Origin of the sequence: Arthrobacter bussei (genome assembly GCF_009377195.2) — a bacterium.
Taxonomy (GTDB): domain Bacteria; phylum Actinomycetota; class Actinomycetes; order Actinomycetales; family Micrococcaceae; genus Arthrobacter_D; species Arthrobacter_D bussei.
On record NZ_VJXX01000001.1, the window covers coordinates 312,441 to 338,296 of the forward strand.

A 25,856-nucleotide genomic window follows, 5' to 3' on the forward strand; every position below is an offset into this window, starting at 1 on the left:
AAGGGCGGACCGCCTAGGCTGGCCTCATGTGGAACCCCCTCGCCCTCCCCTCCCTCACGGGCCGCCGCATCCTCGTCACGGGCGGCAATGCCGGGCTCGGGTACTTCGCCTGCGAGCAGCTCGCCGGGGCCGGCGCGAGCGTGGTCATGGCGTCGCGCGACGAGACGAAGGCCCGAGCCGCGATCCAGGCCATCCGGGACCGGCACCCCGATGCCGATGTCTCCTTCCAGCAGCTCGACCTCGCCGACCTCGCGTCGGTGCGGTCGGCCGCCGGCGTCCTGTCCGCGGGGCCGCCCCTGGCGGGCCTGCTCGCGAACGCGGGGGTGGTCGGCTCACCGGAGCGGCGGACGACGGCGGACGGTTTCGAGCTGCAGTTCGGCACCAACCACCTCGGGCACTACGCCCTCGTCGCACTGCTTCTTCCCGCGCTGTCGGCTGCCGGGACGAGGATCGTGCACCTCGGGAGCATCAGCCACCGCTGGGCGCGCCTGACGCCGTCGACCCTGGCGCCCTCCACGTACCGGAACGCGAGTGCCTATGCCACCTCGAAGCTCGCGGTGACGGCCTTCGGGTTCGAGCTGGCGCGCCGTCTCGACCTCACCCGCAGCGCGGCCACCAGCGTCGTGGCACACCCGGGCTTCGCGCTCGGGATGTTGACGCCGGACCGGCCGGGCATCGCCGCGCACCGCGACGCCCCGGTGTGGCGGCGCGCCGTGATGCGGCAGGTGGCGCAGGGCAAGGACGACGGCGCGTGGCCGCTCGTGCGGGCGACCGTGGACCGCTCCATCCCCAACGGCGCCTACTGCGGGCCGGACGGCTGGTTCCAGCTGAAGGGCCTTCCCGCGATCGTCCCGGCGCAGCGGCACGCACGGGAGAGCAACGCCGCGTCCCGACTGATCGACCTGTCCGCGGACCTGACGGGGATCGAGCTGCGCTTCTGACGGAGATCGGCCTCCGGCACCGCCTCGGCAGGGCGCTACTGGCTCTCCACGGGCCAGCGACCGCCCGTCATCTGGAGGAATTCCGCCTCGGACAGCACCTCGATCGCCTGACCCCGCTCGTGCAGTTCGAGGACCCGCCGGGCCTTGCCCGTGACCCGGCCGTTCCGCAGGTCCGACGCGACGAAACCGTCACCGACCACGAGGACGGTGGTGCGCCGGGTGACCGCACTCGCGGGCTGGGCGCCGAGCCGCGCTGCCCGTTCCTTCGCCTGCGGCCGGGAGATGCCGAGGCTGCCCGTGAAGACGACCGTCTGTCCGTACAGCGGATGACGGGGATCGGCCTGGGCGTTGGCGTGCGGGTTCTCGCCCTCCTCGGGCCACCCCGACCACCCCGTGGCCGAAGTACTGCGCCCGAGCGCGGTGCGGGTCGCCTTGGACAATTCGTCGACACCCGGCGCATACGGTTCGGCGCGCGACAGGGCAAGACTGTGGGATCCGAGCACGTCCTCGACCGTATGGGCGTCGTACCGACGGGCGATGTCGATCATGATTCCCGCGCAGGCACGCGCGTCCTCGACGGCGTCGTGGTGGTTGAGCAGGGGCACGCCCGCCGCTTCGGCGACGAAGGGAAGGGAGTAGGACGGGAGCGAGTAGCTCTTCCGGGAGAGCACCACCGTGCACGCGTAATCCCAGGCGGGACCCGCGAGCGCGGAGACCTCGAGGGCTGACCGGATCACGCCGAGGTCGAACGCCGCGTTGTGCGCGACGATCACATCCGAACCGATGAAGCCACCGATCTCGGGGAACAGGTCACCGAAGCGCGGGGAGTCCGCGACCATGCCGGAGGTGATCCCGTGGATCGCGATGTTGCGGGAGTCGAAGTGGTCGTGGCCCTGCGGCGGGCGCATGAGCCAGGAGGCTTCCTCGACGATCCGGCCGTCGCGGACCTTCGTCAGTCCGACGGCACACGGGGAACCGCGGAAGCCATTCGCCGTCTCGAAGTCGATGGCCGTGAACGCGATTCCCACGTCCTCCACTTTACTGCCGCGCACCCCCACGTCCGTTCATCCGCCGTCACCGAGGGCTCGGCGCGTCCCTCCTTGGTTCAACTCTGTGGACGACGCCCCGCGAACACCGCAGCGGCGGTCGCCCTCGGCGTCGAGGCGCTGCACTGCGAGCCGTCCTCCGATCTCCCGAGGATGCCGGAACGGAACGGAACGGGACGTCACGGGCCGGCCCTGACCGACTGCACGACGTCGAACCCGGCACGTCAGGTCGGGTCAGCGCGGTGGTCCGGGCGTGAGCAGGGCGAGGGCGGCGGCGGCGCCCTGCACCTCCGCCGTCCAGGCCGGACGCACGAAGTCCGCCCGCGCGAGCAGGAGGTTCTGCAGACGCTGGACCTGACCCGCGCGGCCTTCCACCAGTGCGGTGCCGTTGTCCCGGTAGCCGAGGCGGTGGGACACACCGAGGGAGGCGGCGTTCCAGTCGGCGGCCTCCGACGTGGCCGTCGTCGCTCCCAGATGGTCGAACGCGAACTGCAGCATGCCGGCACGCATCTCCGTGCCGAGGCCCTGACCCTGGGCCGTGCGGGTCAGCCACGATCCCGACGCCACCTGACCGAGGAGCGGGAAGGACCGCGCGGCCAGGTCCTGCACACCGATGACGCGCCCCTCGCGCAGCACGGCGAAGTTGATGGTCCAGCTCCCCACGGACACGCCGGCGCGCAGCCGCCACTGGTGCCTGGCCGTCTCCGGGATGAGCACATCGCGCGGGGCGTCCGTCCAGGGGACACCGAACGGCATCTCACCGGGGTCGTGGATCCCCGCGAGCACGGCATCGACCAGTTCCGGCAGGTGCTCGTCGCGCACCGGGGTCAGGACGAGGCGCGGAGTCCGGATGACCAGCCCGAACAGCGGCCAGACCGCGACGAGCGGGTCGACTGCCCGCCCCGTGCCGCCGGACACCGTCACACGCGCTTCGCCCGGTGCTTGCGCACCTTGGAGACGACGAACCAGATCGCGAACAGCACGACGGCGACGATCACGATCTTCTGGAACGTGTTCGCGTACTGCTCGACGATGTGCCAGTTCTCGCCCAGGTAGAAGCCGGCGAGGACGAAGATCGAGTTCCAGATGAGACTGCCGGCGGTCGTGAGCAGCAGGAACACGGGGACCGGCATCCGTTCGATACCGGCCGGTATGGAGACGAGGCTCCGGAACAGCGGGATCATCCGCCCGAAGAACACCGCCCGGTAGCCGTGCCGGTTGAACCAGTCCTCCACCTTGTCGACATCCTCGATGTCGATCAGCGGCACCCTGGACACGAGGCGCCGCATGCGGTCCCGGCCGAGCCAGGCGCCGAGGGCGTAGAGCGCGAAGGCGCCGACGACGGAACCGAGGGTGGTCCACAGGATGGCCTCGAACAGGGAGAAGTTGCCCCTGCTGGCGGTGAACCCCGCCAGCGGCAGGATCACCTCGCTGGGCAGCGGTGGGAAGAGGTTCTCCAGCGCGATGGCCAGTCCCGCGCCGGGGGCGCCGATGGTCTCCATCAGGTTGACCGCCCAGTCGGTGACCGCGCCGAGTGCCGAGCCGTCCGACGATGGCGTGGTCGCTGCTGCGACATGGACCGCCTGGGCTGCCTGGATGATGCTCACGGTGGTGTCCGTCCCTCTCGAGGTCCGCCCTGCGGGACGGCCGGTGCTGGCCGGCGTCGGTGACGCCGTTCTTCGTCGGTCAGTACTGCTGGTTGCTCGGGTGTCGCTGCGTGCTGTTCGGGGGTGTGTCGGTCCGGCTCAGGACAGCGCGTCGACAAGGTGCGGCAGGAGGGCCCGGAAGGCGATGCCCCGGTGGCTGATGGCGTTCTTCTCGTCACGTGTCAGTTCGGCGCAGCTGCGGTCGAGGCCGGCCGGGACGAGGATCGGATCGTATCCGAACCCACCCTCGCCGCGGGGGGCCACCAGTAGCGACCCGCGCAGTTCGCCGCGCTCGGTGTGCCCGCCCGCAACCCGCGGGCGCGCGAGGGCTGCAGCGCAGACGAAGGCTGCGCCCCTGCGGTCCTCCGGGATGTCGGCGAGCTGCGCCAGGAGCAGGTCGAGATTGGCGGCGTCGTCCCCGTGACGTCCTGCCCAGCGCGCCGAGAAGATACCGGGAGCGCCCCCGAGGACATCAACGGCCAGGCCGGAGTCGTCCGCGACGGCGATCAGGCCGGTTGCGGCGGCCGTCTGCTCGGCTTTCAGCAGGGCGTTCTCCTCGAAGGTCACGCCGCTCTCGACGACGTCCGGCGCACCGGCGGCGGCGGCATCGACGACCTGCGTGTCGACGTCGAGTCCGGGGACCTGGCCCCGCAGCAGGTCCCTCAGCTCCCGGAGCTTGCCCGCGTTGCGTGTCGCGAGGACGAGGCGGGGCTCGGGTCGGTCAGCCACCGTGGGTGTCCCGCAGCGTGTCGATCTGGATCTGTGCGAGCTGGGCCGTACCGAGCAGGGCCAGGTCGAGGAGGGCGTCGAGTTCGGTGCGGTCGAAGGGTGCCCCCTCGGCCGTGCCCTGCACCTCGACGAACGTCCCGGAACCCGTGACGACGACGTTCATGTCCGTCTCCGCGCGCACGTCCTCGACGTAGGGCAGATCGAGCATGGGGACACCATCGATGATGCCCACGCTGATGGCGGCGACGGTGTCGGTCAGCGGGGACGCCGACGCCGGGATGAGCTTCTTGTCCTTGGCGTAGCGGATGGCGTCGGCGAGCGCCACGTAGGCCCCGGTGATCGCTGCGGTGCGGGTGCCCCCGTCCGCCTGGAGCACGTCGCAGTCGAGCACGATGGTGTTCTCCCCGAGCGCCTTCGTGTCGATGATGGAGCGCAGCGAGCGTCCGATCAGGCGCGAGATCTCGTGCGTTCGGCCACCGATCTTGCCCTTCACGGACTCGCGGTCGGACCGCGTGTTCGTGGCGCGCGGCAGCATCGCGTACTCCGCCGTGACCCAGCCCTTGCCCTCGCCCTTCAGCCAGCGCGGCACGCCACTGGTCAGCGAAGCGGTGCAGAGCACCCGCGTGTTGCCGAATTCGATGAGTGCGGAGCCCTCGGCCTGCTTGGACCACCCGCGCGTGATGCTGATGTTGCGCAGCTGGTCGGGAGTCCGGCCGTCCGCCCGCACCACGGGTGCTGCGGCGGAAGCGGAGGCGGAGGCGGGCGTGGCGTTCGCGGAGGTCATGATTTCCAGTCTAGACGGGCGGTCATGGGAGGTAGCCCGGAGCACGCTGGGCCTGCGGTGATCCGGCCGCCCCTCTCCCCCGATCCGCGGGCAGGAGCGCCCGGGCGGTGACCGGGCCGGACAGGACTTCTCAGACCGTGTAGGACACGCCCGCGACGGCGACGGCGAGATGGCCGTCGTAACTCTCACGCGCCTCGCTCACCGCGAGGTTGGCGTCGTTCCATACCGGCAGGTGGGTGAGCAGCAGGCGCTTCGCCGAGGCCCGGGTGGCGACGTCCCCCGCCCGCTTGCCCGTGAGGTGGACGCCCGTGATGGCGTCGTCCCGCCCCTCGTGGAAGGCAGCCTCGCACAGGAAGATGTCCGCGTCGCGCGCGGCGTCGACGAGGCCCTCGCAGGCGTCGGTGTCCCCGGAGTAGGTGAGGACGTGCGCCTTCGGGCTGCCCTCGGCGTCGGTCTCCGCGACCTCCACCCGCAGCGCGTAGGCCTCGTCGATGGGGTGCAGCACCTGGAACGGTGTCACGGTGAACGGACCCACCGTGACGGGCGCCCGGTCGGTCCAGGAACGGAAGTCGAAGTCCTCGTGCATGCCGGGATCGGGGTCGAGCCCGTACGCGCTGGCCATGCGGTCGGCCGTCGCCGCCGGACCCCAGACGGGGATGCGCGGCATGCCCCAGCCCGAGGGATCCCAGTGCACGGCGACGTGCAGTCCGCAGAGGTCCATGCAGTGGTCGGGGTGCAGGTGGGAGAGGAACACGCCGTCGATCTCGCGGAGGTCCATGTACCGCTGGAGGGCGCCGAGGGATCCGTTGCCGAGATCGAGCAGGATCCGCCACGTACGGCCCTGCCACTCGGCGCTCAGCAGGTAGCAGGAGGCCGGTGACTGCGGACCGGGGAAGGAACCACTGCACCCGACGATGGTGAGCTTCATGCGCGCGGGAAGCCGGCGGCGGCGATCATCTCGGGGGTGATGCGCGCCAGGCTGCCGGTCGGGTACTGGGCTGCGACGTGGTCCACGTGCTGCACCGACAGCACCTCGGGACCGAGGAAACGCCGGGCCAGGACCTCGAAGCTCGCAGCATCACCCGTCGCGATGAACCGGTGGACGGCGGTGTCCGTGCTGTCGCGTTCCAGCCCGTGGGACACGAGCGCCCGGTAGACGTCCTTCGCCGTCTCCTCGGCACTGGAGACGAGCGTGACGTCGTCGCCCATGACGTAGGAGATGACGCCCGTCAGGAGGGGATAGTGGGTGCAGCCGAGCACGAGGGTGTCGATCCCGACATCCTTCAGCGGCGCGAGGTACTCCTCGGCCGTGCGCAGCAGCGCGGGCCCACCGGTGATGCCCGCCTCGACGAACTCGACGAACGAGGGGCAGGCCACGGAGGTGACCTCGAGGTGTGGAGCGGCGGCGAAGGTGTCGTCGTAGGCGCGGGAGCCGACGGTGGCCGACGTGCCGATCACGCCGATCCGGCCCGATCTCGTCGATGCGACCGCGCGCCGGACGGCGGGCTGGATGACCTCGATGACGGGGATGCCGTACCGCTCGGTGTAGCGTTCCCTGGCGTCGCGCAGCACGGCCGCGGACGCCGAGTTGCAGGCGATGATCAGCAGCTTGACCCCGGAGTCCACGAGCTCGTCCATGACGCCGAGGGCGTGGGCGCGGACCCGCGCGATGGGCAGCGGACCGTACGGACCGTTCGCCGTGTCACCGACGTACATGATGGATTCGTGGGGAAGCTGGTCGATGACCGCTCTCGCGACGGTCAGTCCGCCGACGCCGGAGTCGAAGATGCCGATGGGCGCTTCGCTGCGGTCGGTGTTCGCTCGATCTGGACTCATGATCCTCCGAGAGTATGGCGTCCCGCCCGTGAACACCACGCGCCGATCCGTGGGGTTTGTCACAGGCGGACCATCGCCCCTGGCTCAGCGATCGAGCCGCGCGGCCTTCAGCATGGCCCGGACGAGGGACTCCTGCAGCCAGGTGACGAAGTTGTACACGAGTGCCAGGTAGGACTCGACGTCGTCCACGTCCTTGGAGTCGGCGATGTCGTGGAGGCGCTCGGCGTCCTCCTCCGACTCGATGGAGAGCCGGTCCGCGAGGACCAGGCGCACGTCGTTCAGTGCCTGCGCCAGAAGCCTCGCCTGATCGTCGTTCAGGGTCATGGGGCTGGACTCGATGAGCAGCGCGCTCCCCCTGAGGGCTCCGATCTTCTGCTCGCGCAACGAGCGTTCGGTCAGGCGGCGGAAGGCGAGGGCCTCGTCGTCGTCACCCCGGACGGCGTCGGGCAGGAGGCGGCGGACGGCGGAGTCGTCGGGCGCCGTCGCCTGGGCGTCGGCGCCGGACATGCCCACCAGGGCGGCCAGCGGATCCTCGCTCGGTGCCGTGTCGGGCTCGAGCATGGTCACGACGTCGTCGAGCAGGGCACCGAGGAGGCGAGCCTCCCCGGGCTCCAGCGCACCCGTGATGCCGCGGCGCGTCGATTTGAAGGGTTTCGCCATGGGGTGGGCCTACTCGCTTCCGGCTTTTTCGAAGGTGGCCCAGAGGCCGTAGGAGTGGAGGGCCACGGTGTCCTGCTCCACCTTCTCCCGGGTACCGGACACGACGGCGGAGCGCCCCTCCTCGTGCACCTCGAGCATGAGCGTGCGGGCCTTGGCCTCCGAGTAGCCGAAGTAGGACTGGAACACGTAGCTCACATAGCTCATCAGGTTCACGGGATCATTCCAGACCACGACGACCCAGGGCTGGTCCAGATCGGTCTTCTCGTCCGTCCGAACCTTCTCCTCGGTATCGGTACCGGTGGCAAAGCCTACTGTCATAGCGTTCATTCTAGGTCGCGGCACCGACGCCCGGTGGCCGGGTACTCCCACAGCGGACGCACGGCTATCGTTCTGAGGGTGACTGACGCCCTAACCACCGATCCGCCCGCCGCCCCGCCGGCACACGCCCTGGTGAATGCGCCGAACAGCGCCCTGTTCACCGACCAGTACGAACTCACCATGCTGCAGGCCTCCCTGCACTCCGGAGCCGCACACCGCCGGTCCGTCTTCGAGGCCTTCGCGCGGCGTCTCCCGGCGGGACGCCGCTACGGCGTGGTCGCCGGTACCGGGCGGCTCCTGGAGGCGCTGTCCACGTTCCGGTTCGACGACGCCCAGCTGGCCTTCCTCTCGGACCGCGGGATCGTCGACGACACCACGCTCGCGTGGCTGGCGGACTTCCGCTTCACGGGCTCCATCTCGGGCTACGCGGAGGGAGAGGCCTTCTTCCCCAACTCCCCCATCCTCACGGTGGAGTCGACGTTCGCCGAGGCCTGCATCCTCGAGACGCTCGTCCTGTCCATCCTCAACCACGACAGCGCCATCGCCTCGGCCGCCTCCCGCATGACGGGTGCGTCAGCCGGACGTCCGTGCATCGAGATGGGCTCTCGGCGCACGCACGAGGAGTCCGCGGTAGCCGCGGCCCGGGCAGCCATCATCGGCGGATTCGCCAGCACGTCCAACCTCGAGGCCGGACGGCGCTACGGCCTCCCGACAGTCGGTACCGCCGCCCACTCCTTCACGCTGCTGCACGATTCGGAGCGCGCGGCGTTCGAGGCGCAGGTCGCCTCGCTCGGCAGGAGCACCTCGCTGCTGGTGGACACGTACGACGTCGAGCAGGGTGTGCGCACCGCCGTCGAGGTGGCCGGACCGGAGCTCGGAGCCGTCCGGCTCGACTCCGGTGACCTCGTGGCCCAGGCACGCTGGGTCCGCCAGCTGCTCGACGACCTCGGTAACCATTCGACCCGGATCGTCGTAACCTCGGATCTCGACGAGTTCGCCATCGGCCTCCTCGCCTCCGCGCCCGTGGACTCCTACGGTGTCGGGACGTCGCTCGTCACGGGCTCCGGCGCTCCGACCGCGGGCATGGTCTACAAGCTGGTCAGCCGCCAGGACGACGACGGCAGGTTCGTCCCGGTGGCGAAAGCCGCCAAGAACAAGGTCTCCGTGGGCGGGATCAAGCACGCGCTCCGCCGCCTCGACGAGCACGGCACCGCGCAGGTCGAGGTGGTCGGCATCGGCCTGACACCGGCCGACGACGGCAACGACCGCCCGCTCATCCAGCAGTTCGTCAGGGACGGCGTCGTCCTCCCCGGCTGGACCGGCCCGGAGGCGGTCACGCGCGCAGCCGATCGCCATGCGCACTCGATCGCCGAGCTGCCCGGAGCAGTGCTGCGCCTGCAGCGCGGCGAACCCGTCATCCCCACCGAGTACGAGGAGGCATCAGCATGACACGCGCACTGATCATCGTGGACGTGCAGAACGACTTCTGCGAGGGCGGCACGCTCGCCGTGCAGGGCGGCGCCCAGGTGGCGGCCGACATCAGCGACCACATCGACGAGCAGGCCGGCTCCTACGACTACATCGTGGCGACGCAGGACTGGCACATCGATCCCGGCGCGCACTTCTCGGAGGCCCCGGACTTCGTCGACTCCTGGCCGGTCCACTGCGTCGCGGACACCAAGGGCTCCGACTTCCATCGCGACCTCGACACTGAGAGCATCGACGCCGTGTTCCGAAAGGGCCAGTTTGAGGCGGCCTACTCGGGCTTCGAGGGCGTCAAGGCCCCCGACGACGAAGTGCCGACCGGCGAGCAGAAGCTGGGCGGCGGGGCCGCCGAGAGCGACGACGACCCGATGACGCTGGACGACTGGCTGCGTGACCACGAGGTCGACGAGGTCGCCGTCGCAGGACTCGCGACCGACTACTGCGTGCGGGCGACGGCTCTCGACGCGCTCCAGGCCGGTTACGCCGTCACCCTGCTGACCGGGCTCACGAAGGGCGTGCATGCCGAGCGGACCGACGACGTCCTCGACGAACTGGAATCAGCCGGTGTCGAACTGGCGCGCTGACTACTGAGAACGCAGGAAGGCCGGGCTGCGGCAGCCCGGCCTTCCGTCGTTTCGCGGGCCTGCCTGGGCGGCCGGCCTCTTTCCCCTGATAGCGCTGCTTGTGCGACCCACCTCCCACCGGCGGCTGCCCTGCCCCCGCGGCCGGCCTGCCTGGGCGGCCGGCCTCTCTTCGGTGAAGGCGCTGCCTCAGCCGGCGAGCCGTCTCCTGACGGCCCTACTTCTTGCCGATGAACCAGTCCTGCAGTTTCTGCAGGCGCCGCTGCAGCTGGTCCTCATTCGCCTGGGCGACGGCGGGTCCGCCGCACTGCCGTCGCAGCTCCGTGTGGACCTGGCCGTGGGGCATACCCGTGCGGGCAGCCCAAGCCGAGACGTTCTTCGCCAGCTGACCCCGTAGTTCGGTGAGCTGCCGGTGGTCGACGACGAGCGGTTCCGCAGCCGCCGCAGCAGGCCCTCTGGCCTTCCGGCGCGACTGCTGCTCGTGCTGGCGCTGGCGCAGCAACTGCCCCACCTGGTCGGCGTCGAGGAGCCCCGGGATGCCCAGGAAGTCCTGTTCGTCCTCGCTCCCCATCTCGCCGCCCGTGCCGAACTCTCCGCCGTCGAACAGGACGCGGTCGAAGGAGGCCTGCGACTCCAACGCCTCGAACTTCTGCTTCATCAGCGAGTCGGAGGCCTTGTCCTCGCGGTTCGCCGCCTCCATGAGGCCGTCCTCGAGGCCGAAGCCCTCGTCGTCCTTCTCCGGACGGTCGAGCGCGTGGTCACGCTCCAGTTCGAGCTGGTTGGCGAGGGCCATCAGGTTGGGCACCGACGGAAGGAAGATCGACGCGGTCTCGCCCCGCCGTCGGGCACGGACGTAGCGCCCCACCGCCTGCGCGAAGAACAGCGGCGTCGCGGTGGACGTGGCGTAGACGCCGACGGCGAGCCGGGGGACGTCCACGCCCTCGGACACCATGCGGACGGCGACCATCCACCGCTTGTCGCCCTCGGAGAACTCCTCGATCTTCGACGACGCCTTCGCGTCGTCGGACAGGATGACCGTCGGGGATTCGCCGGTGATGCGCTTGAGCTGCCCCGCGTACGCGCGGGCGTCGTCGTGGTCCGTCGCGATGACCAGCCCGCCGGCGTCGTGCACCGTGCGCCGCACCTCGGTGAGCCGTTTGTCCGCGGCGGCGAGGACCGCGGGGATCCACTCGCCGGCCGGGTTGAGTGCCGTCCGCCACGCCTGCGCCGTAATGTCCTTCGTGACCGCGGCCTCCCCCAGGGAGGCCGCCATCTCCTCGCCGGCGCTGGTGCGCCAGCGCATCTGGCCCGAGTACGCCATGAACATGACCGGGCGCACCACGTGGTCCCTCAGCGCCTGGCCGTACCCATAGGTGTAGTCGGCCTTCGAGCGGCGGATGCCGTCGCGGTCCTCGACGTACTCGACGAACGGGATGGCTGCCGTGTCGGATCGGAAGGGCGTCCCGGTGAGGGCGAGCCGGCGCGCTGCCGGTTCGAAGGCCTCCCGGATGCCGTCGCCCCACGAGAGGGCGTCGCCGCCGTGGTGGATCTCGTCGAGGATGACGAGCGTGCGGGCGGCCTCGGTCTTGGCGCGGTGGAGCATCGGTTTGCTCGCCACCTGCGCGTAGGTCACGGCGACGCCGATGAAGGCTCCGCCGTGGCGGCCGTCGGCGTTCTTGAAGTTCGGGTCGATCGCGAGACCCACGCGTGCGGCGGCGTCGGCCCACTGGCGCTTGAGGTGGTCGGTCGGGGCGACGACGGTGATCCGGTTGACGATCCCGCGGTCCACGAGTTCGGTGGCCACGCGGAGAGCGAAGGTCGTCTTGCCCGCGCCGGGAGTCGCCACGGCGAGGAAATCGCTCGGCGAATCGGTGAAGTACTTCTCCAGCGCTTCGCTCTGCCACTGGCGCAGCTTGGGGGCCGTACCCCAGGCCGCACGTTCCGGGTAGGCGGGGGGCAGGGCTGCGCCGGCACCGAACAGGGTGTCATTACTCACGCCGGGACAGTACCTTCCATTGACTTGCTGGGGGTCGAGGTGGGGGCGGCATCCGATGCCCTGGCCCCTCTCAGACCCGAAACTATACCTGCTGCCGTGGACACCCACAGAGCCAGCCAGATCGCAACGAACGTGGGCACGTGTCCCGGATTCCCGTCGTCGTGCAGGAGGGCGAACAGTGCCCCTGCACCCGCCGTGCCGATCACTCCCCCGAGCTGGTCGGAGATCTGGAGGGCAGCGGAGTTCCGGCCCTGCTCGGTGGTCGGCGAGAGTTTCAGGACCAGGACGGAGGTGCTGGAGAGCGTCATGCCCATCGCGAATCCGGAGAGACCCCAGACGACGGCGAGCACCCAGAGCGGCGCTTCGACGGCCGTCGCGAGTGCGAAGCCGCCCAGGCTCAGCGACAGGATCGAGGAGCCCGCGACGAGGAGCCAGCCGCGCTCGAAGGTCACGCGGGCCTGGACGAAGGAGCCCGCACTCCACCCGAGCGCCCCGGCACTCAGCGTCAGACCCGCGGTGCCGGCACTGATGTCCCGCGAGCTCACCAGCATCAGCGGGATGAACGCCTCGGTGCCGAAGAACGCCACGTTCACGAGCCCGCGCGTGGCGATGACACTCGGCAGGCCGCGTGCGAGGACGAGGGTGCCCGGCGGCAGGAGCGCAGGGAGGACCAGGAGAACGACGACGATGCCCGCCAGAGCGAGCGACGCCAGTCCGGCGACCAGCCCGGCGCCGGGAGCTTCCGTGTCGGCAAGACGGACCACGGCCCACTGCGCGGCGAAGACCCCGCCGGCGAGCGCCAGGCCGCGCAGGGTTTGCGCCCTCGCGGAACCGGCCTCGGGCGCCCCGATGGGTCCGAGCTGCCTCGTCTTCGGCCAGACGATGACCACTGCGGCGAGGACCACGGGAGCCACCCCGAGGAACACCCAGCGCCAGCCGAACTTCTCGGTCACGAAACCGGAGACCACGGGTCCGATCAGCGCCGGAAGTACCCAGGCCGCGGCCAGCCAGCCGAACACCACGGGTTGTGCCTGCTGCGGGAAGGACCTGCCGATCACCACGTAGACGGCGACGATCATGAACCCGCCGCCGAGGCCGGAGATCGCGCGGCCCACCGTCACGAGCCAGAACACGGGGGCGGCTCCCGCTGCCAGGAGTCCGAGGATCATGAGGGCCATGCCCACGGCCAACGCCGGACGCGGTCCCCTGCGGTCACACCAGGAGCCCGCGACCACGGTGCCGAGCAGGGATGCCGTGAGGTACATCGAGAAGGCCAGGCCGTAGCTCGACTCCCCGGAGAGCTCGCGCGCTACCGACGGCATGGCGGTGACCACCGCCATCGCCTCGAAGGCGGCGCAGGTGATGATCGCGAGGATGCCGATGGTGAGCGGGCGCAGCTCGGGGGACATCGCTCCTGGTTGCTTGCCCTTGCCGTCGCCCGGGGTCTTGCCGCTGGCCTTGCTCATGGCACCTGTTCTGCTGATTGTGGATTTGTGCTGTCTCCCTGCTGGGCGCAGATCCTCACCGGATGCAGCCCGGTCCAGGTTCGGAAGACCCTGCGACAGGTCATTCCCGGCATCACGGATCGTGGCGGTGCGCCGTCCTCAATAGAGCCGTGGAGGTACGGATCGGCCCTGAACCCCGGCGGGTGAACTGTCGTCGATCTGCGGTCCGAGGCGACGTGTCGTTCTGCCACGACGGTCACCGGCGCGTGGTCGACCGTCACCCGCTGACTCACCGGACCATGTCCGATGGTTCGCCAGGGAGTCTGCCCTGCTGCACGAGCTGACCACAGCGCACCGACTCGGCGACCGGGAGCTATCGCACACGGTCGCGAGCGCCGGCCCTACTTCTTGGGCTTGTCGTCCCCACCGGGTCGGAGCCCGTTGTAGATCTCCTTGCACTCGGGGCAGACCGGAAACTTCTCGGGATCGCGACCGGGCGTCCACACCTTCCCGCACAGAGCGATCACGGGCTCGCCGGTGAAGGCGGATTCCATGATCTTCTCCTTGCGGACATAGTGGGCGAACCGCTCGGCATCTCCGGGTTCGACTTCCTGCTGAAGTTCCTCGCGTTCGAGCGTGGCGGTCGAACCGCCCACACCCGCGTCGGAGGGATCATTTGCGAAGGGGTCGGGAGGCATCGTCATGGCCCCAGTCTATCGCTCGGTCTCTCAGCGGTCAGGTGGACGAACGCGGGTCCGAGCGCCGTTCGGCGGTGCCGGGCGGCTCCGATCGACTCCGGGCGGCGCACCTCTTCAGGCGTCCGCTGTCCCACCCTTCCGGCGGCGTCGCATTGAGCGACCGCTCCTGAACGAAGGTAGCGAACAACGAGTGGGACCCCTGAATGAGCACGGTCTCAATGGCAGGAATGCCGATGGGAGGAAGGGGCAGGAATGTCCGTGGGAGGAGAGAAAATGAGACATGAACACGAATTCGGAGGACCTGAAGGAACTTGAGCAGATATCCGCTCTTCTCCTCGCCCTGAATTCCGAGAAAGCCCGTGTCGACGCCGAAATCGCCTGCTCGGTCGAACGGATGCGAGCTGTGTTCGAACATCGCGCTCTACGCCGGTCCTTCGCAGCAACACCACACAGTAGAGCCGCGTCGAGGACCACGTTCGACGGCGCGACTTCTGCGCTCGGCTCAGCAGAGCCGGATACGTCGTCCAGGACAGACGGTGCGAGCGGCCCCGCGGACAGCGGAACTGTCGACGGTCCCGTGGTCATCGAACGACGGAGTAATTTGGCGGACACGACAACCACCACCGAGATCGCGTGCCTGCTTCGCATCTCCGAACGCACGGCACACCGACTCGTCCACCATGCGGCCGTCCTGACGAATCATCATCCCGATACTCTCCGCGCGCTCCGCTCAGGTACTATCTCGTGGTCCCACACCACAGCCCTGCTGCACGAATACGCCGGCCTGCCCCACGCCACCGCCATGGAGATGGAACGCTCCCTCCTCCCCGTCGCGGAAGCCACCACGGTTTCCCGCCTCGCCTACCGTGCCCGGCGCCTGCGCACCCGTTTGCACCCGGAACACCTCGATGACCGCGCCCGCGCGGCTGCCCAGTACCGTCGTGTCGACTTCGAGCCTGCGGACGACGCCATGGCCTGGCTCCACGCCTACCTCCCGGCGGCCGATGCTTCCGCCATCGACGCGCAGCTCACTCGCCTTGCCCGGCAGCAACAGGCACCGCAGGAGTCGCGCACCCTTCCGCACCTGCGTGCAGACACCCTCACTCACCTGCTTCTCGTCACACCTCATCACCGCTTTGCGACTGGCACCTGCACACCCGGAGGGGTGCGTGCCCGAGATGGAGCAGGGACACCAGGGCCCGGTCATTCCGACAGCCCTACCGGCACCGTCTGCGGGGCTTCCTCCGAGTTGACGCCGAGTGCCGTGCTCGAATGGGATGAGCTTTGCGACGACGCCGTACAGACTCAGGGGCAACCCCGTGTCCGCGCCCACATCAACGTGACCGTGCCGGTCCTGACACTTCTGGGTGTCGACGACACTCCGGCCGATCTTGAGGGCTACGGGCCCATCCCGGCGGCTGTCGCCCGGCGACTGGCCGCACATGCCCCCTCCTTCACCCGTCTTCTGACGCACCCTGAATCAGGAGCCGTCCTGAGCGTCGGTCGTAGCAGCTATGCGGTTCCCGCCGACCTCAAGCGATGGCTGCGTGTGCGCGACCAGACGTGCAGACATCCGGGCTGCACCACGCCTGCTTCCCGCTGCGAGCTCGACCACACCACGCCCTGGTCCCAGACGGGGCGCACGGACCACACGAATCTCGCTCATCTGTGCCGCAAGCACCATCACCTGAAGTCCGAAGGTGTCTGGCGCTACACGCAGGACGAGGCAGGAAGATTGACGGCGCACTCGCCCGCCAACAACACGTACGTCGACGCGGTCGATCCTCTTCTCACCTGAGACCGTCAGCCGAGATCAGCGGGTCGGGGCCTCGCAGCCGATCCCACTGGGGTTCTCAATGCAGTTCTCGCTCACGCTGTTGCCCTGTGTGCGCCAGATGCTCATCAGGTGCGGGTCCGAGACCACGGCAGCTTCGCCGGCCACGGGCTGGAAAGGGCCGCCGTCCACCGAGTAGTCCCCCGCGAACAGTGTGGTCAGCGTGAGTTGGAAGTCGCCGGTGTCCGCATACTGGTGACTCGTCGGGGTCTGGGTATCGAAAGTATTGCCTGCAACCGGCCCGCCGGGAACTGACGTGGTCAGGCGTGTTCCATCGCCGTAGGACCATTGGTAGGCGATGGGCCGGGCTTTGAGCACGATGGTCGCATCCCGGAAGTCGAAGGTGAACTCCTGCTCAGCGGCTTCGGCATAGACGTTGGAATGGGCGTTCTTCAGCCCGAAGTTCAAGGGCTGCGAGATGATCGTCGCAGCGAGGACGGGCTGCTTCTGGAACTCCTCGAGCGTGATGACGATCGGTGCCTCCTCAGCGGCGGGAGCCGCTGGTCCCTCGATCGGAGGCTCAGGCGGCGCGCCGGGATACATGCACGACGAGCGTCCGGTCGGGGTCTGCGACGCCGGCTGCACGTTGCTGTTGACCTCGATCCAGTTCACGAGGACGCCGCCCTCCTGAGCGTCGCATCGAGCGTCGATACGAGGACATTGGGCAGGATCCAGATCGTTACCGGCACCCGATGTGCAGGCACGAACGTAGGTGTACTCGATACCGTCATCCGGGAGTGGAAGAGCCTCAACCGAGGTGTATTGAGCGGCTGGTTGAGTTAGCTTGGCTTCGCCAGAACGCAGCTTGAGCGTCTGTTTACTTGATACGGCCGAAAACGATCCTTCTGACACGAAAGCACTTGGCGGTTCATCATCAAAAGCAAAGCTGCTCGAGTTACCGAGTGATTGTAAGCTTGGAAGCACAAATATCAGAGCAGCTAATTTGAGTACCCGCATTAGGTGCCCTCGGGCTTCCCATAGTCAAGTAGTACCCAAGCATCATCAGTGAAGACAGCGAAGATTACGTCAACTACAGGCGCTGGAGCAGTGTCAGTTCTAATTGCCTCACCGCTTGCACTGTAGAACGTGATGTTGGACTGGCCGTTTGAAACAAACGCTTGAACTGAGCCCTGGGTATTTAATATAAAATCAGTGTCAAAGTCGCCAACTTGAAATTCTCCGCCTTCAATATACTGACTTTTCTCGTATACGCTCTGAACTATGTCCACGTACTTAGCACATGTTCTACATCCAGGATCAGTGACCGCCTCGAAGGGCGCCCAGTCGTTCGTCTCGTACCCATAGGAGAACAACTCGAACCAGTACTTCGTGAAGGCCTCGAGGCCCTCTGCCGTGTTCTCACCGGCGAGGGCCGGCTTGACCGGAACCGGCAGATTGGTGGCGGGGCCGGCGGACGAGGCAGGAGAAGGCTGAAGAGTCGCCGCGGCGGTCGGTGAAGCCGAGGGCCCTTCACCGACCGTGGTTGCCGAGGCGGAGGGCTGACCACCGGAGGCCGTCGCCATGGGGGCTGGCTCGGCGTCGCCCTGGCAACCGGACAGCAACATGACCGCCACTGCACCGCCTGCGAGCGCCGCAGCTACACGCCCGTGTCCCTGGCCGTCCGTACGAACAAAGACCACGGGACTCCTCCATCGCACTCGCCCGGCACTCGAATGCCCAACAGCATAGCGTGGCGCTTTTTCCGCCCCTCCGTTATGCACAACCGGCACCAGCGGAGAGGGGGAAGCCCCAGGAGCCGCATGCCAACAGCAACGTCACCAACAGCAACGTCGTCAACACCGGCGACGAGCACTCAGCGGTTCGCCGACACCGCCAGCAGCAGCTCGGGAGCACGCCGGTCGTACCAGCGGCCACCCACCCGTAGACCGACCACGAGCAGCACACCGCCCAGCACCACCCCTACCGCCAGCGCGAGCCACCCGAACAGGGCATCGCCGCTGACGAGGTACACGATCGCGAGGACGATCTCCGGCAGCGCCAGCACCAGCATCACGAACCAGCCGATGAACTGCACCGCGAACATCATGAAGTTGGTTCCGGGCGGCGTCTTGAAAGCGCTCTCCCCCGGCAACGGCACGTTGTAGGTGTACCTCGCGGAGACGATGCTGGACAGTCCCGCTCCCGTGAGGAGCAGGCCCAGCGAAAGTCCGAGCATCGCCGGCAGATCGCCGATCCGTCCCGCGATCACGAGCGGGACGACCGTGAAGACCAGCGTGATCGGCACCGCGAACACCAGCAGCGCCACCGCCCGGCCCAGGCGGTCGTCCCGCCCGCGGACACCGGTGGAGAGATGCAGGCTGAACGCCGTGTTGTCGTAGGAGATGTCGGCGGAGATGGACCAGGCCATCAGGAACGCCGTGATGGGCCCGAGGAAAGCGAAGGCACCGCCGGTCGTGCCGCCCGAGAAGAACAGCAGAACGGCGATGAACGGGATCACCACCAGTGACGCGAAGTACCGGGGATCCCTGAACCAGTAGGTCAGCGCCCGCGCGGCGATGGCGCCCGCCGGTGTTGCCGGGAATCGCCCGAGGAAACCGAGGTTGCCGCCCGCCCGCTTGGCGACCGCGTTGTACGGCGGCGTCACCAGGGCGTGGCTGAGGCTGCGTCTCCACAGGAGGACGAACAACGCCAGCGTGCCGGCTCCGATGAGGAGCCGGACGACGCCGAGTCCCGGAGCGCCGGCGGCGACGTCGGCCGGAGCTGCCCATAGGGCACCGAGCGGGGTCCAGGCCAGCACATCCGCGAGCTTCGCGGCGAAGCCGGGCGAGTTCTGAAACCCTGCTGTCACGCCACCGATGATGGGCCCGAGGAAGAGCAGCGGGATGAAGGCGACGATCCCGTTGACGTCCTTGAAGCGCCGGGACCCGGTCATCGAGGACACCGCCGTCGTGACGAGTCGGGACGCCACCACGCAGAGCAGGACGGCGATCATCGCGCAGACCAGCGCCATGGCCGCCGCAGCGGGATAGCGGATCCAGGTCAGCACCTGCGCGAGGCTCGCGACGAGCGTGATGATGCCGGGGATCCCGGCCACGCCCCCGAGCACCAGTCCGGCGAGGAGCTGTCGCATCGGGATGGCGAACGTGACGAATCGGGCGGGGTCCAGTGTCATGTCGATGCCGGTCGCGGCGATCGGGATGATGATCCAGCCGAGAACCGTCGCCGAACCGCCGATCACCAGGATGGTGCGGATGAGCTCGAGGTCGGCCGAGCCGAGGACCACCAGGCCGACGACGATGAAGCCGAGGATACCGAGGCCGTACAGTCCTCCGAGGATCACCCCGACGAGCTGCGCGGTGCTGCGTCGGAAGGAGTTGCGCAGCAGGAGGAGCTTCAGTCTCAGGAGGTCCGCAACCATGACAGGCCTTCCGACGTCGTACGCCCGCCGACGAGTTCCACGAAACGGTCCTCGAGCGAGCCGTTCCCCCGGACCTCGTCGATCGTCCCGGCCGCGAGCACGGTCCCGGCGGCGATGACCGCGACGTGGTCGCACATGCGCTGCACCAGATCCATCACGTGGCTGGAGACGATCACGGACCCGCCGGATCGCACGTACCCGCTGAGGATGTCGCGGATGTTCGCCGCAGACACCGGATCGACGGATTCAAAGGGTTCGTCGAGGACGAGGAGCTTCGGCGCGTGGATCAGCGCGGAGGCGAGGGCGATCTTCTTCGTCATGCCGGCGGAGTAGTCGACCACCAGCGTCCCGGCATCCTGTGTGAGGTCGAGCGCCCGCAGGAGGTCACCCGTGCGCTCGACCACGGTGTCCCGGTCCATCCCCCGCAGGAGGCCGGCGTAGGTCACGAGCTGTTCTCCCGTGAGCCGGTCGAACAGGCGGACGCCGTCGGGCAGGATGCCCATCAGCTTCTTCGCCTCGAGCGGCTGCCCCCAGACGTCCACGCCGTGGACGAGCGCCTGCCCGTAGTCCGGACGGAGGAGACCTGTCGCCATCGAGAGCGTCGTGGTCTTGCCGGCCCCGTTGGGCCCCACCAGCCCGTAGAAGGAACCGGACGGGACCTCGAGGTCGACACCGTTGACGGCGATCTTCTCGCCGAACCGCTTGGCGAGACCGCGGATGCTCAGCGCCGCTGTACCGGCCTTCGCCTCGGGGTTGTTCTCATCGGACGGAGGAGGCACGAGGGAGCTCATGGATCCACGCTAGCAACGCGTGCGCGGCCCACTCGTCATCCCAAAGGAGGAGAAGCCGACCCGGTTCCTCTATCGCGGCGCCCGGTCAGAACGCTCCGGCCCGCTCGTACTGCGGCGCGGGCACGAGCTCGTGGCCCAGCTCGTGGGCCGCACGCATCCACCAGTGCGGATCACGCAGCGCCGCACGCGCGATCAGGACGACGTCGGCACGGTCCTCGCGCACGACGGCGTCCGCCTGACGTGCGTCGCTGATGAGCCCGACGGCGCCGGTAGGTACCCCGGAAGCGCGCACCTCCTCGGCGAGCGCGACCTGGTAGCCCGGCCCGACGGGGATCGTGGCTGCCGGGACCGCGCCGCCCGAGGAGACGTCGACGAAGTCCACGCCCTCCTCCGCCGCACGCTTCGCGAGCCTCGCCGAGACCGCACCGTCGATCCCGCCGTCGGTCCAGTCGGAGGCCGAGATGCGCAGGAGCAGCGGCATGGTCTCCGGGATGACCCGCCGCACCTCGCGGACCACCTCGAGTGTCAGACGGAAGCGTGCCTCCTCCGAGCCACCCCACCCGTCCGTCCGGGTGTTGACCAGGGGCGAGAGGAACTGGTGCAGCAGGTAGCCGTGGGCCGCGTGGATCTCCATGGTGTCGAAACCGGCACCCACGGCCAGCGCCGCAGCGGCGCGGAAGTCGGCGATGACCTTCGCGATGTCCTCCTCGGTCATCGCCCGGGGCGCGGCGTACGAGCCGAACGCCTCGTCGGTCGGGCCGACGGTCTCCCAGCCGCCCTCGGCCGCGGGAACCGAGTTGCGCCTGCCGCTGAAGGGCCAGTAGGTGGACGCCTTGCGCCCCGCGTGGGCCAGCTGGATGGCCGTCTTCGTCCCCACGGCGCTGTGCTCGTGGACGAAGTCGTTGATCCTGCGCCACGCATCGGCCTGCTCCTGCGTCCAGATCCCGGCGTCTCGCGGGCTGATCATGCCCTCATGGCTGACGGCGGCCGCCTCCGTGATGATCAGGGCGGCGCCTCCGGTGGCGAACTGGCCGAGGTGGACGAGGTGCCAGTCGGTGGGGACGCCGGGGGCGACCGCAGGGTCGCACGAGTACTGGCACATGGCCGCCACCCAGCCGCGATGCGGAAGCTCGAGCGATCGGAGGGTGATGGGGTCGAAGAGGCCGGCGGTGCCGGTCGGCGGGGCGGCGTGGGTCATGGTGTCCTTCGCGGGAGGTCTCGTCCAGGGGTGGGGCAGGGGCTAGAACAGGGCGCGCGCGAGGGCACCACGCGCCTTCACGACGCGGGGGTCGGTCACGCCGACGACGTCGAACAGGTCGAGGAGCCGCTTGCGTGCCGTCTCCCTGTCCTCCCCGGCGGTGCGGCCGATGAAGGTGATCACGCGCTGGAACGCGTCCTCGACGTGCCCGCCCGTCAGGTCCAGGTCGGCGACCGCGAGCTGGGCCTGCACGTCGTCGGGACCGTCCGCCCCGCGCCGTCGCACGTCCGCGGCGTCGAGATCCTGCACGCGCTGCATCAGCTCCACCTGCGCGAGCCCGGCCTTGGCATCGGCGTCGGCCGGCTGCTCCGCGAGCGCACGGCGGTAGGCGGCTGCCGCCGTCGGGTAGTCGCCCTCCTCGATCGCGTCGAAGGCTTCCTGGTGCAGTGGTGGCAGCGGCGGCTTTTCGGCCTCGGCCGGTGCGGGCTGCGAGCCGTCATTGAGGCTCCCGGTCACTCCGTTGGCTTCGGCGACCTTCATCAGCTCGTCGAGGTAGGCGAGGATCTGCTGCTCGGGCAGTGCGCCCTCGAACAGCGGGACCGGCTGGCCCTTGACCACGGCGACGACGGTCGGTGCGCCCTGCGCCTGGAAGGCCTGGGCGATCTGAGGCTGCGCCTGCAGGTCGACGTTCGCGAGCAGCATGCTGCCGTCCGCCGCCACTGTTGCCGCCTCGAGCACCGCGGTGACCTGGTTGGACTGGTCACTCCAGATGGCGCGCAGGTTCACGACGACGGGCACCTGGGACGAGAGCTGCACGAGCTGCGGGAAGGTCTGCTCGGTCACCTCGACCACGTAGGGACTCGGGGCGGCGGAAGCCGGACGTGCCGGGGCGGGTCGTGCCGCCGCATCCGCGCGCGCCTTCAGGGCGGACAGGTCCACCGCTCCCCGCAGGTTCATGCTCGACGGCGGCATTCCGCCCCGCTGTGCTGGTGTGGACAATGCTCTGCCTCTCTCTGGCGGACTGCTGGTGGTGGATGGCTCTACGGGCTCGGGGTGCGTCAGCGCAGGGTGGCGGATACCAGCTGCTGCGCGGCACCGATGACACGGATCCTGTCATCGCTGCCGGCCGGGGGTACGTACATCATGACCGCCTCGCCGTAGTTGACGTCGATCCCCTTGGTGCTGACGCCCTTCCCGGTGAGCGCCTGGTACACGGTCCCCTTGAGGTCGATCGTGTCACCCTCGCCCTTCGGAAGGCTGGTGTAGGTGTGGGTGAGATATCCGAAGACCATCGCACCGCCGTCTCCGGTCAGGAGCGCATGGGTCCCGTCTTCCTCCGCGGCGTGCGTGAAGGTGATCTTGGCGGCCTTGTTGCCCGGGTCCGCGACGACGCCGGACTGGAACTCCGTGATGGCCTCGGCGAAGGAGTTCTCCTCGAACGTCTCGGCGTTGGCCCCCGAGGGCTTCGTGAGGAAATCGGCGATGGAATCGACGGCGGCCTGCGGAGCCGTGGCGAGCGCCCCTGCAGTGTCCAGGGGGACGGGCCCGGTGGCTCCGGAAGCGGGTGCCGAGGGGAAGGTGCTGCCCGGGAGCATCTGTACGGCGGACATCAGCCGGTAGTTGTCCCGGGGTGTCTCCTGCACCAGCAGGAGCGCCTGCGGCACCGGGTTGTCGTCGCCCTGCGTCAGCGCGACGACGGTCCGCGGCCATTCCGTGCCCGTCGGGATCATCTGGAGCAGCAGCGGTGCGTCGGCGACCGGGACGGGCGCCGTCGCCTTGGCGTCCTTTGCTGCCACTGCATAGGAAGCAGTGCGGAGCTCCAGCGCGGCTCCTGCGACACGGGGCTCCAGGCGGTCGGCATCGGATGCGGCGTCGGCGTCCGCGACGGTCGAGGCGACCGAGCCGAGGATGCGCTCCAGCTGGCTCTCGAGCACGACCGGCGGTCCGCTCGCGTCGCTTCCGGCCGAGGGTGCGCCGCCCTGGACGGACGTCGGCTCGGCGGAGGCGGAGGGATCGGCAGAGACGGAGGGATCGGCAGAGACGGAGGGACTGCTCGACGCGCCGGACGAGGCCGATGGTGACGGCGATGTGGTCGCCATGCCCGGAGCGATCCCCAGGAACGATCCGGCGCCGACAAGACCCGCGACGACGACGGCGGCGGGTGCGGCGACGGACGACGCTGCACCCTTCACCCCGGCCTGCCGGTGGCGTCGCGCATACGCCCTCGTTCCCTCGACGGGCTCGCGGCCGTTGCCTCGCGGGCCTCCGCTCCCGGGGGAGCGCGGCGCGATGAAGAGCAGGGCGATACCGAGGACGACGACGAGCGCGCCACCGATGATCAGGGGCAGGGCGAAGGGGGTGGATCGGTCATTCGGTCGCGTGACGGACACCTCGGTGGGTGCAGGCGCCTCACCGTCCGCCGCGAGGAGGATCGACCAGTCACCCTCGAGGGGCTCGGTCCAGCGGTAGGTCAGGCTCCCATCCCCGGGCTCCTCGCTGATCCACAGGTCGCTCCCGCTCGGATCGGGCACCGTCTCCTCGCCGTCGATCCGCTCGCTGGACAGGGTGTCCTCACTGACACCGGTGACATCCAGGTGGGCCGCCTCCCCCACCCACGCCTCGATATCGGACGTCCTGCCGACCGCGAGCGTGAACGGCCCGTCCGCGGTCACCGTCACCTCGACGGCTCCGTCGGCGCTTCCGCGTGCACCCGGCTCGATCACCGTGACCGGGGCGGCCTGCGCATCCTGCGCGACGCTTGCCGTCACCGTCTCCGCGGGTGCCCACACCGTCCGCTGCCCGATGCCCAGGAGCATCAGCAGGAGCCCTGCCACGATGATCGGAACTGCTGTCTTCACGCGCACTGATTGCCTATCGTCGTCCGTTACGGCGGACCACGTGGCCCCCTCCGCTCTGGCGGTCCGGCATGCAGCCCGTGACCTGCTCAGGAATGATCACCCAATGGTAACGAAGTTCTGCACGGGTCCGCGGGGCATGTGCGGTGCCTCACCCCGGGAGATGCTCGCCCAGCCCGGCCTCGGCGTCCGCGTCAAGCACCTCCGCGGCGAGGCCCGACTGTTAGGGTTTCGCTAGACCGCGGTGGAGGCACCGCTCACGTGAAAGCAGAGCTCTTCGTTGACAGACCACCAGGACGTCCCACTCGATCAGCCGCTTCCACGGCCCGAGTCCGTCGCCACCGGCGAGGATGCATCGCCCGCCGCCGAGCGGCCCGCCACCCCGACCGCCCAGCCGTCCACCCTGCGCTCGCTGTTCTCCCTCGCCCGCCGGTCACTGCCTTCGGCGCAGCCCCGTCCGCGCTTCGAGTTCCCGCCGGAGATCGACCGCGGCCCCGTCGCCGTCGACCCCGACGTCAGCCTGACCGACGAGCGGCTCAAGTTCGGCGGTGCCTACTCACGCAGCATGCGCACCCACCCCATCCACTTCGGCTTCATGATGAGCGTCGGCGTCGGTCTGGCCCTGTTGGCCTTCTTCATCATCACCAACGTGGGTGAACTGCTGGTCTGGATCGGCGCCGCGCTGTTCATCGCCCTCGGGCTGGACCCGATCGTCCGCTGGCTCGAGACGAAGCACGTCCCCCGTCCCGCGGGAATCGCGGTGGCCCTCTCCATCCTCGTGGGGATCGTCGCCGGGTTCTTCGCGCTCCTGATTCCGACGATCGTCAGCCAGACCTCGCAGATCGTGGACCGCGCTCCCGGCTACGCCGACGACTTCCTCAGCTCGGAGTTCTTCACCACCCTGGACACCCAGTTCCAGCTGCGCGACCGCGTCAGCTCCGAGATCGACCGGTTCTTCGCGAACAGCGAGGCCGTCGGCGGGATCTTCGGTGGGGTGCTGGGCGTCGGGTCGGTCATCCTCAACGGACTCTTCGGCACCCTCGTGGTCCTGGTCCTCGCGCTCTACTTCCTCGCCTCGCTGCCCGGGATGAAGAAGTGGGCGTACCGGCTGGCTCCGCGGTCGCGCAGGCCGCGGGTCGAGGTCCTGTCCGAGGAGATCACGCGCAGCGTCGGCATGTACGTGATCGGACAGGCGTGCGTCGCCCTCCTCAACGGGACCTTCGCCTTCATCGTGATGTCCATCGCGGACGTCCCCTTCTCGGTCCTCCTGGCCTTCGTCGTCGCGCTCCTGGCCTTCATCCCGCTGGTCGGCGGGACGATCGCCGCGGTTCTCGTGAGCCTGATCGCCCTCACCGTCGGCTGGCACACAGCCCTGCTGTTCGCCATCCCCTACGTCGCCTACCTCCAGTTCGAGGCCTACTTCATCTCGCCCCGCATCATGCAGCGCGCGGTGGCGGTCCCGGGTGCCGTCGCGGTCATCGCGGTCATCGCCGGCGGAAGCCTCCTGGGCGTGCTCGGCGCCCTGATCGCCATCCCGACCGCCGCGGCCGTCATGCTGCTCCTCAAGGAGGTCTTCATCGCACGGCAGGACAGCCAGTAGCGCCGACGGATCGGCCGGCGGATCGGCCGGCGGA

At 69.1% G+C, this 25,856-nt stretch carries 24 protein-coding genes; 5 read left to right on the forward strand and 19 right to left on the reverse strand.

What is annotated here, in order from left to right; translation table 11 throughout:
- Positions 1–26: 26 nt before the first annotated feature.
- Positions 27–941 carry an SDR family NAD(P)-dependent oxidoreductase gene (locus tag FNH21_RS01495; RefSeq protein WP_152811781.1) on the forward strand — a complete coding sequence of 305 codons (915 nt, stop codon included), beginning with the start codon at positions 27–29 and terminating at the stop codon, positions 939–941.
- A gap of 35 nt (positions 942–976) precedes the next feature.
- Here the strand turns inward: FNH21_RS01495 and FNH21_RS01500 are convergent, their stop codons facing one another.
- The 9 genes from FNH21_RS01500 to clpS all read right to left on the reverse strand — a co-directional run bounded on the left by FNH21_RS01500 (position 977) and on the right by clpS (position 7,960).
- A complete protein-coding gene (locus tag FNH21_RS01500; RefSeq protein ID WP_191931503.1) occupies positions 977–1,969 on the reverse strand; it encodes an exonuclease domain-containing protein in 993 nt (330 codons plus the stop codon).
- Positions 1,970–2,221: 252 nt separating this feature from the next.
- Positions 2,222–2,911: a GNAT family N-acetyltransferase gene (locus FNH21_RS01505; RefSeq protein WP_338403113.1), complete on the reverse strand. Its 690-nt coding sequence runs from the start codon at positions 2,909–2,911 to the stop codon at positions 2,222–2,224.
- Positions 2,908–3,594: a DedA family protein gene (locus tag FNH21_RS01510; protein ID WP_338403114.1), complete on the reverse strand. Its 687-nt coding sequence runs from the start codon at positions 3,592–3,594 to the stop codon at positions 2,908–2,910. Before FNH21_RS01510 ends, FNH21_RS01505 begins: the two co-directional genes overlap by 4 nt.
- A 138-nt stretch (positions 3,595–3,732) precedes the next feature.
- Entirely contained in the window at positions 3,733–4,362 is a 630-nt protein-coding gene (rdgB, locus tag FNH21_RS01515) for an RdgB/HAM1 family non-canonical purine NTP pyrophosphatase (RefSeq protein WP_191931505.1), read from the reverse strand.
- Positions 4,355–5,146 carry a ribonuclease PH gene (gene rph / locus FNH21_RS01520; protein WP_152811783.1) on the reverse strand — a complete coding sequence of 264 codons (792 nt, stop codon included), beginning with the start codon at positions 5,144–5,146 and terminating at the stop codon, positions 4,355–4,357. The genes rdgB and rph overlap by 8 nt, the downstream gene beginning before the upstream one ends.
- A gap of 130 nt (positions 5,147–5,276) precedes the next feature.
- The gene (locus tag FNH21_RS01525; RefSeq protein ID WP_152811785.1) at positions 5,277–6,074 is read right to left on the reverse strand and encodes an MBL fold metallo-hydrolase; all 798 of its coding nucleotides are present in this window, start codon (positions 6,072–6,074) and stop codon (positions 5,277–5,279) included.
- Positions 6,071–6,982, reverse strand: a complete 912-nt coding sequence (murI, locus tag FNH21_RS01530) for a glutamate racemase (RefSeq protein WP_152811787.1) — start codon at positions 6,980–6,982, stop codon at positions 6,071–6,073. The genes FNH21_RS01525 and murI overlap by 4 nt, the downstream gene beginning before the upstream one ends.
- 84 nt (positions 6,983–7,066) lie before the next feature.
- The gene (locus FNH21_RS01535; protein WP_152811789.1) at positions 7,067–7,642 is read right to left on the reverse strand and encodes a DUF2017 domain-containing protein; all 576 of its coding nucleotides are present in this window, start codon (positions 7,640–7,642) and stop codon (positions 7,067–7,069) included.
- 9 nt (positions 7,643–7,651) lie between these two features.
- Positions 7,652–7,960 carry an ATP-dependent Clp protease adapter ClpS gene (gene clpS / locus FNH21_RS16865; RefSeq protein WP_206687016.1) on the reverse strand — a complete coding sequence of 103 codons (309 nt, stop codon included), beginning with the start codon at positions 7,958–7,960 and terminating at the stop codon, positions 7,652–7,654.
- 129 nt (positions 7,961–8,089) lie between these two features.
- Between clpS and FNH21_RS01540 the strand changes: the two genes are divergently transcribed.
- Positions 8,090–9,409 carry a nicotinate phosphoribosyltransferase gene (locus FNH21_RS01540; protein ID WP_277819716.1) on the forward strand — a complete coding sequence of 440 codons (1,320 nt, stop codon included), beginning with the start codon at positions 8,090–8,092 and terminating at the stop codon, positions 9,407–9,409.
- On the forward strand, positions 9,406–10,029 hold the full coding sequence (locus FNH21_RS01545) for an isochorismatase family protein (protein WP_152811791.1): 624 nt from the start codon (positions 9,406–9,408) through the stop codon (positions 10,027–10,029). The genes FNH21_RS01540 and FNH21_RS01545 overlap by 4 nt, the downstream gene beginning before the upstream one ends.
- 214 nt (positions 10,030–10,243) lie before the next feature.
- Here FNH21_RS01545 and FNH21_RS01550 read toward each other — a convergent pair whose 3' ends face one another.
- The 3 genes from FNH21_RS01550 to FNH21_RS01560 all read right to left on the reverse strand — a co-directional run bounded on the left by FNH21_RS01550 (position 10,244) and on the right by FNH21_RS01560 (position 14,171).
- Entirely contained in the window at positions 10,244–12,022 is a 1,779-nt protein-coding gene (locus tag FNH21_RS01550; protein WP_191931507.1) for a DEAD/DEAH box helicase family protein, read from the reverse strand.
- Positions 12,019–13,488: an MFS transporter gene (locus tag FNH21_RS01555; protein WP_152811793.1), complete on the reverse strand. Its 1,470-nt coding sequence runs from the start codon at positions 13,486–13,488 to the stop codon at positions 12,019–12,021. Before FNH21_RS01555 ends, FNH21_RS01550 begins: the two co-directional genes overlap by 4 nt.
- Positions 13,489–13,868: 380 nt before the next feature.
- Complete coding sequence (locus FNH21_RS01560) at positions 13,869–14,171, reverse strand: DUF3039 domain-containing protein (protein ID WP_152811808.1); 303 nt, start codon at positions 14,169–14,171, stop codon at positions 13,869–13,871.
- 274 nt (positions 14,172–14,445) lie between these two features.
- Between FNH21_RS01560 and FNH21_RS01565 the strand changes: the two genes are divergently transcribed.
- Positions 14,446–15,963 (forward strand): HNH endonuclease, encoded by a 1,518-nt coding sequence (locus FNH21_RS01565; protein ID WP_152811810.1) that lies wholly within the window; start codon positions 14,446–14,448, stop codon positions 15,961–15,963.
- Positions 15,964–15,978: 15 nt separating this feature from the next.
- On the opposite strand, the gene FNH21_RS01570 is transcribed toward FNH21_RS01565, so the two are convergent.
- The 7 genes from FNH21_RS01570 to FNH21_RS01600 all read right to left on the reverse strand — a co-directional run bounded on the left by FNH21_RS01570 (position 15,979) and on the right by FNH21_RS01600 (position 24,225).
- The gene (locus FNH21_RS01570; RefSeq protein ID WP_206687017.1) at positions 15,979–16,851 is read right to left on the reverse strand and encodes a PKD domain-containing protein; all 873 of its coding nucleotides are present in this window, start codon (positions 16,849–16,851) and stop codon (positions 15,979–15,981) included.
- Positions 16,852–16,955: 104 nt separating this feature from the next.
- The gene (locus tag FNH21_RS01575; protein ID WP_152811814.1) at positions 16,956–17,522 is read right to left on the reverse strand and encodes a DUF6318 family protein; all 567 of its coding nucleotides are present in this window, start codon (positions 17,520–17,522) and stop codon (positions 16,956–16,958) included.
- Between the two features lie 290 nt (positions 17,523–17,812).
- The gene (locus FNH21_RS01580) at positions 17,813–19,378 is read right to left on the reverse strand and encodes a transporter (protein WP_152811816.1); all 1,566 of its coding nucleotides are present in this window, start codon (positions 19,376–19,378) and stop codon (positions 17,813–17,815) included.
- The gene (locus FNH21_RS01585) at positions 19,360–20,169 is read right to left on the reverse strand and encodes an ABC transporter ATP-binding protein (RefSeq protein ID WP_241742691.1); all 810 of its coding nucleotides are present in this window, start codon (positions 20,167–20,169) and stop codon (positions 19,360–19,362) included. Before FNH21_RS01585 ends, FNH21_RS01580 begins: the two co-directional genes overlap by 19 nt.
- An 85-nt stretch (positions 20,170–20,254) precedes the next feature.
- Positions 20,255–21,367, reverse strand: coding sequence for an NADH:flavin oxidoreductase/NADH oxidase (locus FNH21_RS01590; RefSeq protein ID WP_152811818.1), 1,113 nt, complete (start codon positions 21,365–21,367; stop codon positions 20,255–20,257).
- Between the two features lie 42 nt (positions 21,368–21,409).
- Positions 21,410–22,366 (reverse strand): tetratricopeptide repeat protein, encoded by a 957-nt coding sequence (locus FNH21_RS01595; protein WP_152811820.1) that lies wholly within the window; start codon positions 22,364–22,366, stop codon positions 21,410–21,412.
- A gap of 59 nt (positions 22,367–22,425) precedes the next feature.
- Positions 22,426–24,225, reverse strand: coding sequence for a DUF8094 domain-containing protein (locus tag FNH21_RS01600; RefSeq protein WP_152811822.1), 1,800 nt, complete (start codon positions 24,223–24,225; stop codon positions 22,426–22,428).
- A 277-nt stretch (positions 24,226–24,502) separates the two neighbouring features.
- On the opposite strand from FNH21_RS01600, the gene FNH21_RS01605 reads away from it, so the two are divergent.
- Entirely contained in the window at positions 24,503–25,822 is a 1,320-nt protein-coding gene (locus tag FNH21_RS01605; protein WP_422108732.1) for an AI-2E family transporter, read from the forward strand.
- Positions 25,823–25,856 lie beyond the last annotated feature (34 nt).